Genomic DNA, 16,614 nt, shown 5'->3' with positions numbered 1-16,614 from the left:
CGCCGCAAGGCGCTGGTCGGATTCAGCGAGTCATGGAGCCGAGGAGAACGACAATCGTGGTGAGAGCGGCGGCGAAAGCCATGGCGACAGGCGATCCAGGCGCCTGTCGTGGGGCGAACGCCGGTAGGCGACCTTCACGGCGACCCAAGCGCCCTGGGCGAGAACACCTGCGACGAAGGCCAGCAGTAGTGGCATGAGTCCGGCCGGGACAGGCAGGGCGCTCGTGATCAGAGCACCCGCGACCGGACTCAGGCAGGCCAGCCCGATCCATGGGGCCACATACCGACGTGGTCGTGCTCCCAGCAGCGCGGCCAGCGCCAGCCCTTCGCTGCCCGCGTGGACGAACAGGGCCGAGACCACGATGATCGAAGGAGTCAGGGCCAGGGTCGCCCCCTCCAGAAACCGGTGCAGGGCGAGGCCGGACGCCGCGCCGATGCCGCCGGCGCGGCTTGGCTCGCACGGACAGCAGGCCCATTGCCGACAATTGTTTCGGCGTAGAAGACAGAGGCCATGTCCTCTCCCGTGAGTCCCGCCCAAGCCGTCGGCGCGGCCGTCGCAGGATCGTACGGACCTGTGCCAGGCGCGTATCTACCTGTGAAGTGCTGCGAGAATCCCCCGGCACATGTCGGCGGAGCGGCGCGTGACCTCCGCGCACATCTGGCAGTGGGCGTGTTGAGCGGCGTGCTGGTTACACAACGCGTGACTACGCTCGCATGCCAGTAGGCAGGCTTCGACCTGTGCGCTGATCAGGCTGCTGTCAGGACCGCTTCCCCGGGTCAGGACCCGGCGTGTCGTTCCCGCAATGTCCGCGCAATCCAGGTCCCGGCTGATCGCCGACGCCATGGTGAGCGCGTCCTGCTCACCCAACATGCCCATCGCGCAGGCGGTCACCGCCTCCTCGCATTCCTGCAGGGTGTCCACCGCATTGGCGAGGATGTCGCTGCTCAGTCCACCTTTGACGGTCATCGTGTCGAACAGTTCACGAGTCCGAGGCATGATTCCTCCTCGTCGAGACGACGTTTCCCTTCCACACTAGTCCAGACTTCTCATAATGGAATAAATGGGACGAATATTTCGATTTGGAGCACCCGAGCCGGCTGGCCCCAAAGTTCCGTTGTGTAGTCCGCTTCGGGGAATAACGGACGTCGGGAACTCCCCGAACTCCCGGGACGACCATCTCTGTGGGCCTGGAGACGCGAGTAGGCATGGAGGTCGCTGGTGGGATGGTGTGAGGCACGCGATCAGCGCCACGCCAGCCGGTCGACCGGCTGATGGCGGCACCTTCGCCGGTGCGCCTGCGTGGTCTCTCCTTGACCGGTGCTCAGTTCGCGGTGCTGGCAGGCGGATTGCTGGTCAACGTCGGCTCTTTCTCGGTTCATCCGTACATGGCCGTGCTGTTGCGTGAGCGTATGGGCCTGGCGATGGAGCAGGTCGGCCTGGTGCTCGGGTTGGTGACCCTGGTGCAGTTCGCCAGCGCGCCGGCGACCGCGGCGGTGGCCGAGCGGGTGGGGCTGAAACGATCCCTGCTCAGTGCTCTGGTCCTGTACAGCCTCGGGGGTGTGGCCTTCCTCGCGGGAGCGGTGAGCCCGGCGCTCACCGTCGCGGGCCTGCTTTTCATCTCCGGCGGCGGGTCACTGTATTCGCCCGCGTACCGCAGCTACCTCGTTCAGGGGGTGAGCAGTGAGCAGCGGTCCCGGCTGGTGTCGGCCGGCAACGCCGCCGGCAACCTCGGCATCGCTCTCGGGCCGGTGGTGGGGGCCCTGCTCATCCAGCGGCCAGAAGAGATGTTCGCCGTCGTCACCACGGTGTACGTCAGCCTGGCGGTCGGGCATGTCTTCCTGCGGCGGAAGCCGCGCGTCGAGGACGCCCCGGCGGTTGAGCCGTTCCGGCGGATGCTGCACGGCCTGGCGGTGCTGCCTTTCGTCGTCACCGCCCTGTCCCTGTACATGCACATGCAGTTCTACCAATACCTGTCCAGCTACGCCCAGGACCGGGTGACCGTCCTGACCTTCGGCGTGGCCATGATGGGATACTCCCTCGGCCTGGCACTCATTCAGCCCCTGGTGGCGCGGTGGGTCGAGCGCATGAGCTACCCGGTGGCGATGGCGATCGGGTTCGGCTGCCTGGCGGCGGGGATGGTCGCCTTCGCCGGTGGGAACGGGCTCACGATCGTGGCCGGGGTCACCGCGATCAGTGTCGGCAACGCGGTGTTGTTCCTCAAGAACGACCTTGAGGCGCTGGCGCGGTCGAAGCGGTCCACGACCGTGGTCTTCGGGCAGCAGCGGCTGGCCGTCGGGGTCGGCGCCTGCCTCAGCGGCGTGGTCGGCGGCATGGTGTACGGGTTGTTCGAGCGCGGCGGGTACCTTCCGGGGTTCTGGCTGGTCGTGGCCGCCCAGTGCGTCCTGATCCCGGTGCTCGTGCTCGCCGTGGCGCGAGTCAGCGGCCGAACGGGATCGTAGGGGTCGCCGCGATAAGGGCCCGGGTGTACGGGTGACGGGGGTCCGTGGTCACCTCCAGGGTCGGGCCCTGCTCGACGATACGGCCATCGTGCATGACCGCGATCCGGTCCGCGAGCTGCCTTACCACGGCGAGATCGTGGGCGATGAACAGGCAGGCCAGGCCGAGCCGGTCGCGTAGGTCGCACAGCAGGTTGAGCACTTTCGCCTGCACCGACACGTCGAGCGCGGTGACGGGTTCGTCGCACACGAGCAGGCGGGGCTCCAGGGCGAGCGCACGGGCGATCGCCACCCGCTGCTGCTGCCCCCCGGACAGCTGCCGGGGCCGTCGCTCGCCGACCTCGGGATCGAGCCCGACAAGGTCCAGCAGTTCATCTACGCGCGCGGACCGGGAGCGGGCGTCGCCGATCCGGTGGATGAGCAGCGGCTCGGTGAGAGCCTGCCGTACCGTCTGACGGGGACTGAGAGTGAGATACGGATCCTGGAACACCATCTGGATGTGCCGTCGATGCGCCCGCAACGCCTGGCCCCGGAGGGCGTGCACGTCCACCCCTTCGAAGCGCACCACGCCCGCCCTGGGGCGACTGAGTCCGGTGATGACGCGCGCGAGCGTCGTCTTGCCGCAACCCGACTCGCCGACGACTCCGACGATCTCGCCCGCGTCGACGCGGATGGTGACGTCCTTCACCACGTCCACACGATTCCGGTATCCGGCGCTGAGCCTTTCGACTTCCAGCACGGTCACGCCCCTCCTCTCGAACAGGCCGACCGGTGTGTGGCGGCGGAGGTCAGGACTTTCAGAACCGGCCGGTCGTTCGTGCAGGCCGTGACGGCGATCGGGCACCGTGGAGCGAACGCGCAGCCGCTGCTGTCGTCGGGACCGGCGCCGGGGCGTCCCGGCATGGTGCGGAAACGGGTGCCCGGCACCGCACCGGGGAGCGGCACGGCGTCGAGCAGGCCACGGGTGTAGGGGTGGCCCGGATCGTTGATCACGGTGGTGAGCGGGCCCGATTCGACGATCCGCCCGGCGTACATGACGGCCACGCTGTCGGCCAGCCGCGAGACCACCGCCAGGTCGTGGCTGACCACGATCATGGACATGGACAGCTCGTCGCGCAGCCGTCCCAGCAGGTCGAGCAGTTGCGCCTGCACGGTCACGTCGAGCGCGGAGGTCGGTTCGTCGGCGACGAGCAACTCCGGCTCACCGGCGAGCGCGATGGCGATCTGCACGCGCTGGCGCATCCCACCGGAGAGCTGGTGGGGGAACTGCCGGGCGAGCGCGGCGGGGTCGGGCAGACCGACCAGGCGCAGCAGCTCTTCGGTGACGCGGCGGGTGGCGGCCCGCCGTCCGCCCCGGCCCGCGTTACGGACGGCCTCATCGACATGCGCGCCGATGGTCCGCAAGGGGTTGAGCACGGCGAGGCTGTCCTGGAAGACCACGCCGACGCGACGGCCGTTGACCAGGCGCCGCTCGTGGGGGGTGAGACCCATGAGCTCGCCGGATCCCAGCGTCGCCGAGCCGGTGGCGACGGCACTGGGATCCAGCAGCCCGAAGGGCGCCAGCACGGATGTGGTCTTGCCGCTGCCGCTCTCGCCGACGATGGCCAGGACCTGTCCGCGCCGAACCTCGTAGGAGACCTCGGCGACGACGCGCTGCGGATATCCGACAGACAGATCTTGTACGCTCAAAACGACGTCACCCTCGGCAGCGGTGGGCACGTGGTCGGCGAGCCGACGCCGGGCCGTGGGGCGTACCCACCGCAGGATCGAGGGCCTCTCGTCGTCACCCGCCAGACGCTCCCCGAGCAGGTTGCTCGCGAACACGACGGCCGTGATCGCGATACCGGGCGGGTAGGCCAGCCACCAGGCGGAGGCCAGGTAAGGCCGCCCCTCGATGAGCATCTGACCCCACTCGGCGTACGGCGGCGGGATGCCCAGGCCGAGAAAGCTCAGCGTGGCCACGCCGAGCACGATGGAGCCGACGTCGGTGCTGGCGTAGACCAGGCACGGCGCGAGGGCGGGCGGCAGCAGATGCCTGCCGATGACCCGCGCGGGCGAGGCGCCGAGCAGCCGCAGCGCGTCGAGGTGCGGACTGCCCCGCAGACCGGCCACCCGGGCCCGCGCGATCCGGGCGTACGGCGCCCACGCCCACAGGGACATCGCGATGATGAGGTTCACCACACCGGGACCCCGCACCCCGATGACCGCCAGCGCCACGAGCATCCCCGGCAGTGAGACCGCCATGTCGACCACCCGGGAGATCACCCGGTCGGCCCGGCCGCCGAGATATCCGGCGATGGTGCCGGTGATGACGCCGACGGTCAGTGAGATCGTCAGGACCGCCGCCGTGACCGCGAGAGAGATTTGCGCGCCGTACAGGATCCGGCTGAGCTGATCCCGGCCGAGCTGATCGGTGCCGAGCGGATGGTCCGCCGACGGCGGCAGCAGACTGGCCGCCAGATCGACGGCCGTGGGATCGACCGGCGCGAGGACGGGCGCCAGCAACCCCGCGATCGCGAACACGACCAGCGGAAGGGCGACCAGCACGGTCCGGGTCACGCCGTCCCCTTCCGGAGCCACGGCGTGGGCACGCCGCCGTCTCGGCGGGACCGGGGGTCGATGAGGACCTGCAGGACGTCGGCGAGGCGGTTCGCCAGAATGAACCCCCCGCCCAGAATGAGAGCGCTGGCCTGGAGCGCCGGGACGTCCCGGGCAGCGGCCGCCTGGACGAAATAGTCCCCCAGACCGGGCCAGCCGAAGATCTGCTCCACGACGACCGTGCCCACCAGCAGACTGCCGACCGTGATTCCGGACAGGGACAGGATCGGCCCGGCGGCATTGGGCAGACCGTCACGGAACACGATCGAGATCCATCCGCTCCCTCGGGCCTGCGCGGCCAGCACGTACGGCCGGTCGAGCGCCTCGCGAAGCGTGACGGCCACCACCCGGCTGAGGGCACCGGCCGCCGGCAGCCCGAGCACCGCCATCGGCATCACCCACGTCGCCGGACCCGCCATCCCCGACGTCGGCACCAGGCCCAGGCGCAGAGCCAGCACCAGCACCAGCAGGTAACTCAGCCAGAACACCGGCAGCGAGGTCACCAGCAGGGCCCCGCCGCGCAGGGCTCCACGCGGCAGGCCAGGCCCGAGCACCGCTCCGGCGATGCCGACGGCAAGCCCCACCGCGAGCGCCACCACGGCGGAGCCGCCCACCAATCCCAGCGTCACGCCCATCCGATCGGCGATCTCCGGTCCGATGGGGGTGTTCGTCCGCAACGACAGCCCGAAGTCCCCGGTGACCGCGTCGGCGAGCCACCGCGCGTACCGCACCAGGGCGGGCGCGTCCAGGCCCAGTTCGGCCCGGACGGCCTCGACCTGTTCCGGCGTGGCGGAGCGACCGGCCCGGGTCGCCGCCAGGATCGCGGCGGGATCGCCGCGGGCCAGTAGAACGAGCGCGAAGGTGCCGGCCGTGAGAGCCAGGAGCACGCCGACGGTGTCGACGGCCCATCGCGTGACGCGGCGTCCAGCGAAACGCGGCCGCCCTGGAGCTCTCATTCGATGGTGACCCCGGTCAGTTCCAAATCCACGTCGGTCGTCGGGACGGCGAAGCCCTTCACGTTGCCCCGTACGGCCCACAGCCGTGGCCGGTACACGAGCGGCACGAACCCGGCGTCCTCGGCCACGGCGTCGTAGAGGGCCTGGTACGCCAGCCCCCGGGCACCGGGGTCGCGGGCGAACAGCGCCTTGTCGACCAGGTCCTCGATGGCCGGTGTCGCCCAGAGCGGCGCCCGCGCCTCGTCGGTGAACAGCGACACGATCGAGCTGGACGGGTCGTAGGGCGCGCCGAGCGTCTCGAAGAACGTGATGTCGTACGTGCCTTCCGCGCGCTCGTCGTAGTACACGGCGGCGTCGACCGGAGTGATCTCGACGGTGATGCCCACCTTCTTGAGGGCGTCGGCGATGGCGGCGGCCATGGTGCGGGGGTCGAGCTGGCCCTCGGCCGGAGTCGAGGGGATGAGCAGCCGCAGCGACAGCGGCTTCCCGTCCTTGACCCGGGTCTCCCCGTCGAGCGTGTATCCGGCGGCCTCCAGCACACCGGCGGCACCGGCTTGGTCGAAGCCCAGCTGCAGATCGGTGCCGGAGTCGGGCACGTCCGGCGGGAACACCCGCTTCGCCGCTTCGGCATGGCCCGCGAACAGCGCCTTGGCCAGGGACGCGGTGTCGATCGCCTTGATGACGGCCTCCCGTACCGCCTTGTCACCGGCCGGGCCGTCGGGATTGAACCCCAGCATGATCGAGACATCTGGCGCGCCAGTGACCAGTTTGACGTCGTCGCGCCCGCTCAGGGACTGTGCCTCAACGGGAGTGATCGGGGCCAGATACGCGCCACCGACCAGGTCAAGCTCGCCGTTGGCCAGCGCGTCGACACGCGCCTGCGAATCAGGGATGACCTTGAACTCAAGCCGTTCCAGACCGGGTTTGGTGCCCCAGTAGTCGCCATTGCGTTCCAGTACCGCGCCGGTGGCGGTGTTGGACGCGAGCTTCCAGGCCCCTGTGCCCACGGGGCTCTGGAAAGCGTCGTCGGCGGCGACCGACTTCGGGCTGAGCAGCCGGACGGGCCGAACGATCGACATCTCCTGCAACAGCGGCTCGTACGGCTCGGACAAGGTGACCCGGACGGTGTCCGGATCCGGAGCCTCCACCGAGGAGATGACCTGCGACGCCCGGAAGAACGAGAAGCGCTTGTTGCTCACCCACCGCTCGAAGTTCCACTTGACGGCGGCGGCGTCCACGGGTGAACCGTCGGTGAAGCGCACGCCGTCCCGCAGGTCGAAGGTCACCTGCTTGCCGTCCTCGGCGACGGTCCACGACTCCGCCAGGCCCGGCTCCAGCTTGCCGTCCTCGGCATAGGTGACCAGCGGCTCGTAGATGGCGTCGAGCATCAGGAAGTTTCCGGTGAACGCGTGCGGATCCAGCGCACCCGACTCCGCGCTCAACCCGATGCGTAACGTCGTGGACGCGGCGGGGCTGGCGGGTTCGGAACTACTACAAGCACTGGTGAGCAGGATCGACACGGCGAGGGCGGCAAGGAACGGACGTGGTCGCGGCACGGAATCTCCTGGGGGCGGCAGCCGACGGATACAGGTGACGGTGAACGCACCCGTATGAGTAGTCGGTGACACATCACAGCTGGTTCCTGCGACTTCTCGGTCCTGCGGAAGATCCACCTTCAGCCACCCACCGAGCGAGCACAGTCACGTCCGGCTGCCCGATCTGACGCTCGGCGTCTACAAGAGACGTTCGGACTGTTCACGACCAGGGCGGTGGCGTTATCGCCCGCTGGTGCCACAGGTTCGGCTTGGTGTTGAACGGGCCATCTTCCTGTGGCACCTCAAGGCATCCGTCAGGCAGGAACGACTATTCGCGCGCTGGCGGACCGAAGATCACCCGGTCCTCGATGTAGCAGTTGCAGCTCCCACAGCCAGGGGTCATTGCAATCTCCTCTCGTGAACTGCGATGCGGGTGAGTGGCGACGCGAGGGACCGTCGCCACGAGCACCCTTCTTCGGTAGTCGTCGATCGCTGCCGCCAAGTTCCCGGTCTTCCAAATGTTTCGCTCGGCCTCAGCTCATCGCAAAGCAGAGCCAGTGGTCTCCCGCAACTGGCCGGAGGGGTCGATGCCCAATTCGCCCCCGGCGGTCGGCCCGCAGCGTCCTCGCTTCCATCTACACCGAGATCTACGCCGAACCGCCGTACAGCAGTGGCCCCCTGTTCGACCGCGAACGATTCCTGGCACGGACCCGCAGTCAGGTCGGGCGGCCTGGGTTCGAGCTGCTATCGGCCATCGATGTCCAAAGCCGCGAGCTGGCGGGCTTCTGCTTCGGCCTGCACTTCGCGCCCGGCACTGGTGGGGCGGGACCACCTCTCCCCCTCCGCCCGAAATCGTGGACGCGTCGAAGGTGGCCGTGATCGAGCTCATCCTGCGCAAGCCGTACCGGGGAGTCGCGTCGGCAAGCAGCTCCTGAACGACTTCCTGGCGACGCGGGACGAAGAGTACGCGGTGCTCTCGTCCCACCCGGAGGCACCGGCGCGAGCCTGGTACGTGGGCTACGCGCTCCCGATGGCGGGCTTCGTTTCTGGTTTCAGGCGTTGATAGGGTCGGTCTCAGGTGAGCCGGGAAGTCTGGTCGGCGGTTCTGTCGCCGACCCCGTAGGAGATCCCGCCGTGCGTGCTCGTGACCTGCTCACCGATTTCCCCACCGTCACCCTCGACACCCCGGTCCGCGAGGCCGCCCGGCTGATGGCCGAGCAGGACCTGGCCGGTCTGATCGTCCTGGACGCCGACGGGAGGCCCTCAAGCATCCTGCCGGGCACCCAGGTGCTCCGGCTCGCGGTCCCCGGCTACTGTCAGGACGACCCGGCGCTGGCCCGGGTGGTCGACGAGGCGCATGCCGACCGCTTTCTGGAGGAGGTCGGGGACCGGACCGTGCGGGAGGCGTTACCGCCCGAGCCGCGGGAGCTGCCGGTCACCGATCCGGGTGCGACGATGCTGGAGATCGCGGCCCTGATGGCGCGCACCCGCAGTCCGCTGGTCGCGGTGGTGGAGGACGGCCGGCTCGTGGGCGTGGTCACGCTGCGGGTGCTGATGGACCGGGTGACCTCCACGTGAGCGTCCTCGCCTGGCTGTCGGTGGCGGTCTTCTTCGGCGCGTACGCGCTGATCGCCACCGAACGCATCCACCGCGTGGCCGCCGCGCTCGGCGGCGCGGGGATCATGCTCCTGATCCACGCCACCGACGCCGGGGCCGCCTTCTTCTCCAAAGAAAGCGGCGTCGACTGGAACGTCATCTTCCTGCTGCTCGGCATGATGGTCATCGTCGGCGTCCTCAAACGCACCGGCGTTTTCGAGTACCTGGCCATCTGGGCCGCAAAACGGGCACGCGGCCGACCGTATCGGCTGATGGTGCTCCTCGTGGTGATCACAGCGGTGGCTTCGGCCATGCTCGACAACGTGACCACGGTGCTGCTGGTGGCGCCGGTGACGTTCCTGGTGTGCGCGCGGCTGGCGCTGCCGGTGGTGCCGTACCTGATCGCCGAGGCGCTGGCCTCCAACATCGGCGGTGCGGCCACGCTGGTGGGCGATCCGCCGAACATCATCATCGCCAGCCGGGGCGGGCTGTCGTTCAACGACTTCCTGGTGCACATGGCGCCCATGGTCGTGCTGCTGATGATCGTGTTCGTCGGCCTGTGCCGGGTGATGTTCCGCAAGGTGTTCGTGTACGACCCGGTTCGTGCGGCGGAGATCATGCAGCTGGACGAGCGGGAGGCGATCGCCGACCGGACGCTGCTGTGGCAGAGCCTGGCCGTGCTGGGGGTGGTGATGGCCGCCTTCGTGCTCCATCCGGTGCTGCACTACGAGCCGTCGGTGGTGGCGATCCTGGGCGCGGGGATTCTGGTGGCCGCCACCAAGGTGACGACCGCGCAGGCCATCGAAGAGGTGGAGTGGGAGACGCTGGTCTTCTTCATGGGCCTGTTCGTGATGGTGGGCGCGCTGGTGGAGACCGGCGTCATCGGGCAGGTGTCGCAGCTCGCCGTCGACGCCACTGAGGGCCGGCTCGGGCTGACCACGATGGTGCTGCTGTGGGCGTCGGCGGGGTTGTCGGCGATCGTGGACAACATCCCGTACGTGGCGACCATGAGCCCGATCGTGGCGGATCTGGTACATGCCAACGGCGGCGGTGAGCAGGGCCAGGTGCTGTGGTGGGCGCTCGCGTTCGGCGCCGACCTGGGCGGCAACGCGACCGCTGTCGGGGCGGCGGCCAATGTGGTCGTATTGGGCATCGCCGCCAGGAACCGGCATCCGATCAGCTTCTGGGAGTTCACCAAGTACGGGCTGATCGTCACCGTCGTCACGGTGGCTCTGGTGACGCCGTATCTGTGGCTGCGCTATCTCAGCTGAGGCCGCCGATGGCGCGGGCGGCGTTGATCAGGCCGATGTGGCTGAGGGCCTGCGGGAAGTTGCCGAGGGGCTCGCCGGTGGCCGAGTCGACCTCCTCCGCGAGCAGGCCGACGTCGTTGGCGTGGGCCGCGGCGGTCTCGAAGGCGTTGCGGGCCGCCGCGCCGTCTCCGGTCAACGCCAGGGCGTGCGCGAGCCAGAAGGTGCACAGCAGGAACGTGCCCTCCTGCCCGGGGAGCCCGTCGGCGGTGCGGTAGCGGTGCACCAGTCCGCGGGCGTCGGTCAGCCGGGCGGCCACGGCGCGGACGGTGGAGCGCACCCGGGGGTCATCCGCGCTCAGGAATCCGACGAGGGGGATCATCAGCAGGGCGGCGTCGAGATCGGCGCCGCCGAAGGTCTGGGTGAAGCTGCCGGCCTGTTCGTTCCAGGCCTGGCTCAGGATCGCGGCGCGGATCTCCTCCCGGGTGCGCGACCAGTCGGCGACCCGGTGCCCGGCCCCCAGCAGGGGAGCGAGGGAGATGGCCCGGTCCAGGCCCACCCAGCACATCAGCTTGGAGTGGGTGAAGTGGCGGCCGGAACCGCGTACCTCCCACAGTCCCTGGTCCGGTTCCCGCCAGCGGCGGGCGGCGGTCTCGGCGACGGTGACCAGCATGGTGCGGATGAGGGGGTCGAACGGGCCGAGGTCACGGTAGGTCTGGTAGGCCGCGTCCAGGAGTTCGCCGTAGACGTCGAGCTGATCCTGACGCCAGGCGTCGTTGCCGGCCCGGACCGGGGCGCTGCCCCGCCAGCCGCTCAGGTGAGTGAGCTGCCGTTCGCTGAGGTCTCGTTCGCCGCCGATGCCGTACATGATCTGCAGGTCGGCGTCACGGTCGAGCCGGGTGGCCGACGCGCGGGCCAGGAAGGTGAAGAACGCGGTTTCCTCCATCTCGCAGGCGGCGGTGGACAGGGCCTGCAGGGTGAAGCTGGCGTCCCGGATCCAGGTGTAGCGGTAGTCCCAGTTGCGCTCGCCGCCGACGGTCTCGGGCAGCGAGGTGGTGGCCGCGGCCACGATGGCCCCGGTGGGGGCATAGGTCATCGCTCGGAGCACGCGGCCGCTGTGCTCCACGAGTTCACGCCACGGGCCCTGGTAGGAGGTATGGGCGCGGGACCAGGAGCGCCAGCCCGCGAGGGTGTCCCTGATCCGCCACCGCACCTGCCGGGTGCTCCGGCGCGGCGGCTCCTGGGCCCACGCCCATCCGGCCTGGAGCGCCAGGCCGATGCTCTGGCCTGCGCGCAGGGTGAAGGCGGCGGTCGCGGTAGAGCCGTCCACCCGCAGGTCGACCGGGCAGGACAGGGTGAGCGCGGTGGCGCCGCCGCGTGCGATCAGCCCGCCGCGTACGGGCTGCAGGAGCGGCTGGACCAGACCATACTCCGGCCGGGGCGAGTAGATCATGGTCACGGGTACGCGGCCCGCGACGCAGGTCACCTGCCGCAACAGCAGCCCCGGGGATGACCTGCCCAGCTTGTGGACTCGTTCGCGCGTGCCCAGGGCGAGCGCGTCGAGCAGGCTCAGGGTGCCGTCCCGGGTGTGGAAGGTGGTCTCCAGCACCAGGGTCTGGTCGAGGTAGCGGCGGGTGACCTCGGCGGCGGCGTCCGGGCCGATGGACCAGTGGCCCGCGTTCTCGTCGAGCAGGCGGGCGAAGATCGCCGGGCTGTCGAACCGAGGCAGGCACAGCCAGTCGATCGAACCTTCCGAGGTGACCAGGGCGGCCGAGCGGCAGTCCGACAGCAGGGCGTGGTCGCCGATCGGGCGGCGACTCATCGACGCAACCGGCGGATGGCGTACACGATCGCCGATCCGGCGAAGAGGGCGCACGTGATCAGCAGCCAGCGGAGCAGGTAGGGCTCGGTGCTCAGCCCGGTCGACGCCCGGTAGTAGTACTCGGAGGAGCGCAGGATGAGCGGGAACCAGATGAGCAGCAGCAGCCCGGACAGCGCGGCCGGCACCCGCACGTAGTTCACCGGCGGCCGTCGCGGTCCGCGCTGAAGCCCGGTGTCGGCCAGGGAGTAGAGCGGCAGGACGATGAAGTCGTGCAGGATCACGGCTCCGACGAACCACAGCAGGAATCCCAGCACGATGCCGGCGGAGATGACCCGGGTGAAGACGTAGAGCGCCACCGCGTAGCAGGCGATCAGGGCGATCAGATGCCAGGCGGGCGCGCCGTAGCGGTTCACGGCAGAGTCCGGAAGTCGAGCTCGCGGACCCATTTGGTGTTGTGTACGCCGGGGGCGTTGGGCACCATGATCCGGGCCGGGAACCCGTGGTCCAGCGACAGGTCGGCCCCGTTGACCCGCAGGGCCAGCAGGGAACGGTGATCGGCCACCTGCCCGGCGCTCAGCGACACCCGGTTGAACACCCCGCCTTGTTGCAGGGAGCGGGCGTGTACGCCGCCGGGCTCCGCGACTCCGCACAACCGGGCCAGATCGGCCAGCCGTACGCCGGTCCACTCCTGTTCGGTCGACCAGCCCTCCACGCAGGCGATCGGCAACCGGTAGGTGTGCAGCGGCAGGGCCAGCAGTTCCTGGCGCGTGAGCAGAACCTGCTGGGCTCCCAGCAACGTCAGCCGCCAGTCCGGGCCGGTCTGGGCGTCGGTGACGCCGACGCTCGCGGCCGTCTTGTTCACCTGGAAGTCGTTGGGGCCGGGGCCGTAGTCGCGGCCGTGCGGGGCCAGCAGCGCCGTGGAGCGGAGCGGGCCGTCCAAGGTCTGGCCGACCGACAGGCCGAACATGGTCAGCGAGCCGCCGCCGACGAAGGCGAGCAGCCCGCGTCGCGACATCGACGGCGGCGCGGGTGTGGCGGCGACCAGGCCGTCGGGATCGGGCGGCTCCGGGCGCGTGTCACGCAGATTGGTACGCATCTCCCGGCGGAAGCCACGCGACCGCAGGGCGGTGACCAGCCGGGGAAGCTTGAGGGCGACGTGGACCACCAGCGCGGCCATGAAGATCCAGGCGCCGTACAGATGCGCCGGATAGAAGGAGAAGGGGAAGACGTAGAAGAGCTGGATGTTGAGGATGCCGGTGACGAACTCGAACACCGCGCCGCCGACCAGGAGCAGCAGGCTGGCCCGCTCCAGCAGCTGGGCCGGGGATCGGGACGGCGGCCAGGCGAACAGTTTGGGGATCACCGACCACAGCTTGGCCAGCAGGATCGGCACCAGCGTCAGCCCGAGGATGACATGCGTTCCCTGGGTGAGGCGGTAGAGCCAGACCGGGCTGGTGGGCCAGTCGAACAGGTAGAAGCCCAGCAGTCCCTTCTCCGGGGTCATGTCGTTGCCCGGCAAGCCGGGGTTGTAGGCGGCGTACGACACCAGCCCGGTGAGGGCCACGATCGGCAGGCCCACCAGCAGCACCAGCCCGAACACGGAGGTCAGCCACGGGCCGCGGAGCGGGCTGCGCCAGAACTCGGGCCGGAACGGGCCCGGCGGCTGCCCCTGCCCGCGTAGCCATCCTCGTACGCGTGCGCCCTGTGCTTTCCGGCGCTCGCGTGACGCGTTTGACACTGATTTACCCCCGAATCGCGTGTCCATACGGACGCTGTTCCGCTGGTTGTCCTTACCGCGAACACCGATCTCAAATGCCGGACCGTGCCACGCTTTCCGCTGAATACGATGTCCGTCCGGCAAAGGTCGTCCGGGAAGCGCGGGCCCGGCCGACGGTCACGCGCATGGCGGACAGCGCCGCCGCGAACCGGGATCCGGGCGCCTGCGCGGCGACCTGGAAGGCGTCCTCGGCCGTGTCGACGTCGGTCAGGCTGGGCAGGAGCGCCACGCTCAGCCCGGCCGCGGCCAGCCTCTTCAGCTGGGCGGCTCCGGTCCCGGCCTGTGACATGGGTACGCCGAGCAGCAGAGCCGGGTCAGGGCGGCGCAGGCCGAGCAGCCAGAAGCCGCCGTCGGCGGCCGGGCCGAACACCGCGTCGTGCCCGGCCAGCGCGGTCGCGGCAGTGTGGAGCAGGTCCGGGGTGACCTGCGGGGTGTCCATGCCGATGAGCACCGTCGGCACCGGGTGCAGCCGGTGGGCGTCGGCGAAGGCCGCGGCCAGCCGCTCGTCCAGGCCGTCCCCGCGTTGCGGGATCACGGCGAAGCCGTCCGGCAGCCAACTGCCGGGCAGCCCGTCCAGGGCTAGCACCCGGTGCTTCACCCGGGTGGCGGCGACGGCGCGCAGCGTGTCCTCCAGGGCTGCCGCCGCCAGATGGGCGCCCTGGCCGGGGGTGAACGGCGGGGTGAGCCGCGTCTTGACCCGGCCGGCCACCGGCTCCTTGGCGATGACCAGGATCTGTGTCACGCCGTCTCCCTCGCGGTCTCGGCCATGATCCGCCGCATGTCGCCGATCGTCCGCACGGTGCCCCGCACCGTGCCGGTCACCTTGGACCGTCCCGCCCGGCGCAGGTAGTCGATGTCCACCTCGGTGATCCGCCACCCGGCCGCCGCGGCGCGCAGCACCATCTCCAGGGGGTAGCCGAACCTGCGGTCACGCAGCCCGAGGCCCGTCAGTTCGGCACGCCGGGCGGCGCGCATCGGGCCGAGATCCCGCAATCGGGCACCGGTCCGCCGCCGCAGCTGCCGCGCCAGCACGGCGTTGGCGATCCTGGCGTGCGCGGGCCACGCACCCGCCTCCGGCACCCGGCGGCCGAGCACCAGGTCGCTCCGGCCGGCCAGAACCGGCCCTGTCACTTCGGGCAGCCGCGACGGGTCCAGGGAGGCGTCGGCGTCCATGAAGCAGACCACCTCCGACGTCGCGGCCAGCAGGCCCGCGTGGCAGGCGGCGCCGAACCCGCGCCGTGGTTCGACGACCACCCGCGCGCCGAGTCCGGTGGCGATCCGGACCGAGTCGTCGGTCGAACCGTTGTCCACCACGATGGGCCGGTAGCCCGGCGGCATGCGGGTGAGCACCCAGGGCAGCGCGGCCTCCTCGTCCAGGCACGGCAGCACCACATCGATCTCCATGGGGCCGACCCTAGGCCGACGGGCCCTCGTCAACTCTTACGAAACGGTGATGTGCGCTCGGGATAGCCCCTGTTCAGACCTAACGTTGGAGCGTGGTTGAAGATCGGCCGGGGGGTACCGCCATCTAAAGTGCATCGCTCGATGGTGTTTTGCGAAAGAGATATTACGGATCGCGGATGAGCGGGCCAGATCGCGGCCGGTCGGCGGCCGGATGGCTTACCGTCGCGGGGTGAAAGTGGTGCTGACCGGCGCGGCCGGCTTTATCGGAAGTCATGTGGCCGAGATCCTGGCCGAGGCCGGGCATGAGGTGACCGGGGTGGATGTCCGGACCGGGCTCGACGTGCGGGACCGGGACGGGCTCGGCCGGGTGCTGGCGGGCGCGGACGCGGTCGTGCACCAGGCGGCCAAGGTGGGTCTCGGCGTGAACGTCGCCGACCTGCCCGACTACGCCTCGGTCAACGTGTACGGCACGGCCGTCCTGCTGGCCGCGATGGCCGAGCACGGCGTCGCACGCCTGGTGCTGGCCTCCTCCATGGTCGTCTACGGCGAGGGCGCCTACGACTGCGCAGAACACGGCGGGGTACGGCCCGGCCCGCGCCTGACGGCCGACCTGGAGCGGGGACGCTTCGAGCCGCGCTGCCCCCGGTGCGGGTCGGAACTGGCGCGGGCCACGATCGACGAAGGCGCTCCTCTGGATCCGCGCAACGCCTACGCCACCACCAAGCTCGCCCAGGAGCACCTGGCCGCCAACTGGGCACGGGAGAGCGGCGGTTCGGCTGTCGCGCTGCGCTACCACAACGTGTACGGCCCCCGGATGCCCCGGGACACGCCGTACTCGGGGGTCGCGGCGATCTTCAGGTCGGCGCTGGCGGCGGGCCGGCCGCCCCGGGTGTTCGAGGACGGCGGCCAGATGCGCGATTTCGTCGAGGTCCGCGACGTCGCCAGGGCCAACCTGGCCGCGCTCGGCGGCGGCAGACCCGGCTGCCTGACCGCGTACAACATCGCCAGCGGCGTGCCGCACTCGGTGGGCGAGATGGCGGCGGAACTGGCGGCGGCTCATGGCGGTCCCGAACCGGTCACGACCGGCGAGTACCGGCTGGGGGACGTGCGGCACATCGTCGCCTCACCGGAGCTGGCCCGCAGGCAGCTCGGTTTCGTGGCGGAGATCCCCTTCGCCCAAGGCATGAAGGAGTTCGCCACCGCGCCTTTGGGCTGACGGACGG

At 70.2% G+C, this 16,614-nt stretch carries 15 protein-coding genes; 4 read left to right on the top strand and 11 right to left on the bottom strand.

The window, feature by feature from the left end; translation table 11 throughout:
- Window positions 1–30: 30 nt before the first annotated feature.
- Window positions 31–360: a hypothetical protein gene (locus Acor_RS26855; RefSeq protein WP_155339539.1), complete on the bottom strand. Its 330-nt coding sequence runs from the start codon at window positions 358–360 to the stop codon at window positions 31–33.
- A 228-nt stretch (window positions 361–588) separates the two neighbouring features.
- The gene (locus Acor_RS26850) at window positions 589–996 is read right to left on the bottom strand and encodes a four-helix bundle copper-binding protein (protein WP_155339538.1); all 408 of its coding nucleotides are present in this window, start codon (window positions 994–996) and stop codon (window positions 589–591) included.
- 314 nt (window positions 997–1,310) lie between these two features.
- On the opposite strand from Acor_RS26850, the gene Acor_RS26845 reads away from it, so the two are divergent.
- Window positions 1,311–2,459: an MFS transporter gene (locus Acor_RS26845; RefSeq protein ID WP_218034499.1), complete on the top strand. Its 1,149-nt coding sequence runs from the start codon at window positions 1,311–1,313 to the stop codon at window positions 2,457–2,459.
- On the opposite strand, the gene Acor_RS26840 is transcribed toward Acor_RS26845, so the two are convergent.
- Genes Acor_RS26840 through Acor_RS26825 form a run of 4 tightly spaced genes read right to left on the bottom strand, consistent with a single transcriptional unit; the run spans window position 2,437 to window position 7,566 of the window.
- Window positions 2,437–3,201: an ATP-binding cassette domain-containing protein gene (locus Acor_RS26840; RefSeq protein WP_218034498.1), complete on the bottom strand. Its 765-nt coding sequence runs from the start codon at window positions 3,199–3,201 to the stop codon at window positions 2,437–2,439. The two genes, Acor_RS26845 and Acor_RS26840, sit on opposite strands and share 23 nt — an antisense overlap.
- Window positions 3,198–5,015 carry a dipeptide/oligopeptide/nickel ABC transporter permease/ATP-binding protein gene (locus tag Acor_RS26835; protein ID WP_170317095.1) on the bottom strand — a complete coding sequence of 606 codons (1,818 nt, stop codon included), beginning with the start codon at window positions 5,013–5,015 and terminating at the stop codon, window positions 3,198–3,200. The genes Acor_RS26840 and Acor_RS26835 overlap by 4 nt, the downstream gene beginning before the upstream one ends.
- A complete protein-coding gene (locus Acor_RS26830; protein WP_155339535.1) occupies window positions 5,012–6,010 on the bottom strand; it encodes an ABC transporter permease in 999 nt (332 codons plus the stop codon). The genes Acor_RS26835 and Acor_RS26830 overlap by 4 nt, the downstream gene beginning before the upstream one ends.
- Window positions 6,007–7,566 (bottom strand): ABC transporter substrate-binding protein, encoded by a 1,560-nt coding sequence (locus tag Acor_RS26825; RefSeq protein WP_155339534.1) that lies wholly within the window; start codon window positions 7,564–7,566, stop codon window positions 6,007–6,009. The genes Acor_RS26830 and Acor_RS26825 overlap by 4 nt, the downstream gene beginning before the upstream one ends.
- 1,113 nt (window positions 7,567–8,679) lie before the next feature.
- On the opposite strand from Acor_RS26825, the gene Acor_RS26820 reads away from it, so the two are divergent.
- Complete coding sequence (locus tag Acor_RS26820; RefSeq protein WP_155339533.1) at window positions 8,680–9,123, top strand: CBS domain-containing protein; 444 nt, start codon at window positions 8,680–8,682, stop codon at window positions 9,121–9,123.
- Window positions 9,120–10,412 (top strand): ArsB/NhaD family transporter, encoded by a 1,293-nt coding sequence (locus Acor_RS26815; protein WP_155339532.1) that lies wholly within the window; start codon window positions 9,120–9,122, stop codon window positions 10,410–10,412. The genes Acor_RS26820 and Acor_RS26815 overlap by 4 nt, the downstream gene beginning before the upstream one ends.
- Here the strand turns inward: Acor_RS26815 and Acor_RS26810 are convergent.
- The 5 genes from Acor_RS26810 to Acor_RS26790 form a co-directional block, all read right to left on the bottom strand.
- Window positions 10,405–12,210 carry a glycoside hydrolase family 15 protein gene (locus tag Acor_RS26810; RefSeq protein ID WP_155339531.1) on the bottom strand — a complete coding sequence of 602 codons (1,806 nt, stop codon included), beginning with the start codon at window positions 12,208–12,210 and terminating at the stop codon, window positions 10,405–10,407. The genes Acor_RS26815 and Acor_RS26810 overlap by 8 nt on opposite strands.
- A complete protein-coding gene (locus Acor_RS26805; RefSeq protein WP_218034497.1) occupies window positions 12,207–12,623 on the bottom strand; it encodes a hypothetical protein in 417 nt (138 codons plus the stop codon). Before Acor_RS26805 ends, Acor_RS26810 begins: the two co-directional genes overlap by 4 nt.
- Complete coding sequence (locus Acor_RS26800; protein ID WP_246239160.1) at window positions 12,620–13,948, bottom strand: molybdopterin-dependent oxidoreductase; 1,329 nt, start codon at window positions 13,946–13,948, stop codon at window positions 12,620–12,622. The genes Acor_RS26805 and Acor_RS26800 overlap by 4 nt, the downstream gene beginning before the upstream one ends.
- 70 nt (window positions 13,949–14,018) lie before the next feature.
- Window positions 14,019–14,729: a TIGR04282 family arsenosugar biosynthesis glycosyltransferase gene (locus Acor_RS26795; protein WP_155339528.1), complete on the bottom strand. Its 711-nt coding sequence runs from the start codon at window positions 14,727–14,729 to the stop codon at window positions 14,019–14,021.
- Window positions 14,726–15,391 (bottom strand): glycosyltransferase family 2 protein, encoded by a 666-nt coding sequence (locus Acor_RS26790; RefSeq protein WP_155339527.1) that lies wholly within the window; start codon window positions 15,389–15,391, stop codon window positions 14,726–14,728. The genes Acor_RS26795 and Acor_RS26790 overlap by 4 nt, the downstream gene beginning before the upstream one ends.
- A 229-nt stretch (window positions 15,392–15,620) precedes the next feature.
- Between Acor_RS26790 and Acor_RS26785 the strand changes: the two genes are divergently transcribed.
- Complete coding sequence (locus Acor_RS26785) at window positions 15,621–16,607, top strand: NAD-dependent epimerase/dehydratase family protein (protein WP_155339526.1); 987 nt, start codon at window positions 15,621–15,623, stop codon at window positions 16,605–16,607.
- Window positions 16,608–16,614 lie beyond the last annotated feature (7 nt).

This window comes from Acrocarpospora corrugata (assembly GCF_009687845.1).
GTDB lineage: Bacteria > Actinomycetota > Actinomycetes > Streptosporangiales > Streptosporangiaceae > Acrocarpospora > Acrocarpospora corrugata.
The sequence above is the reverse complement of the archived record's forward strand: the minus strand, read 5'-3'. Positions and strand labels throughout refer to the sequence as shown.

Bases quoted from the DNA above. Each gene is read 5' to 3' on its own strand.
- Acor_RS26850 (WP_155339538.1), bottom strand. From the start codon at position 996: ATGCCTCGGACTCGTGAACTGTTCGACACGATGACCGTCAAAGGTGGA.
- Acor_RS26830 (WP_155339535.1), bottom strand. From the start codon at position 6,010: ATGAGAGCTCCAGGGCGGCCGCGTTTCGCTGGACGCCGCGTCACGCGA.
- Acor_RS26810 (WP_155339531.1), bottom strand. From the start codon at position 12,210: ATGAGTCGCCGCCCGATCGGCGACCACGCCCTGCTGTCGGACTGCCGC.
- Acor_RS26790 (WP_155339527.1), bottom strand. From the start codon at position 15,391: ATGGAGATCGATGTGGTGCTGCCGTGCCTGGACGAGGAGGCCGCGCTG.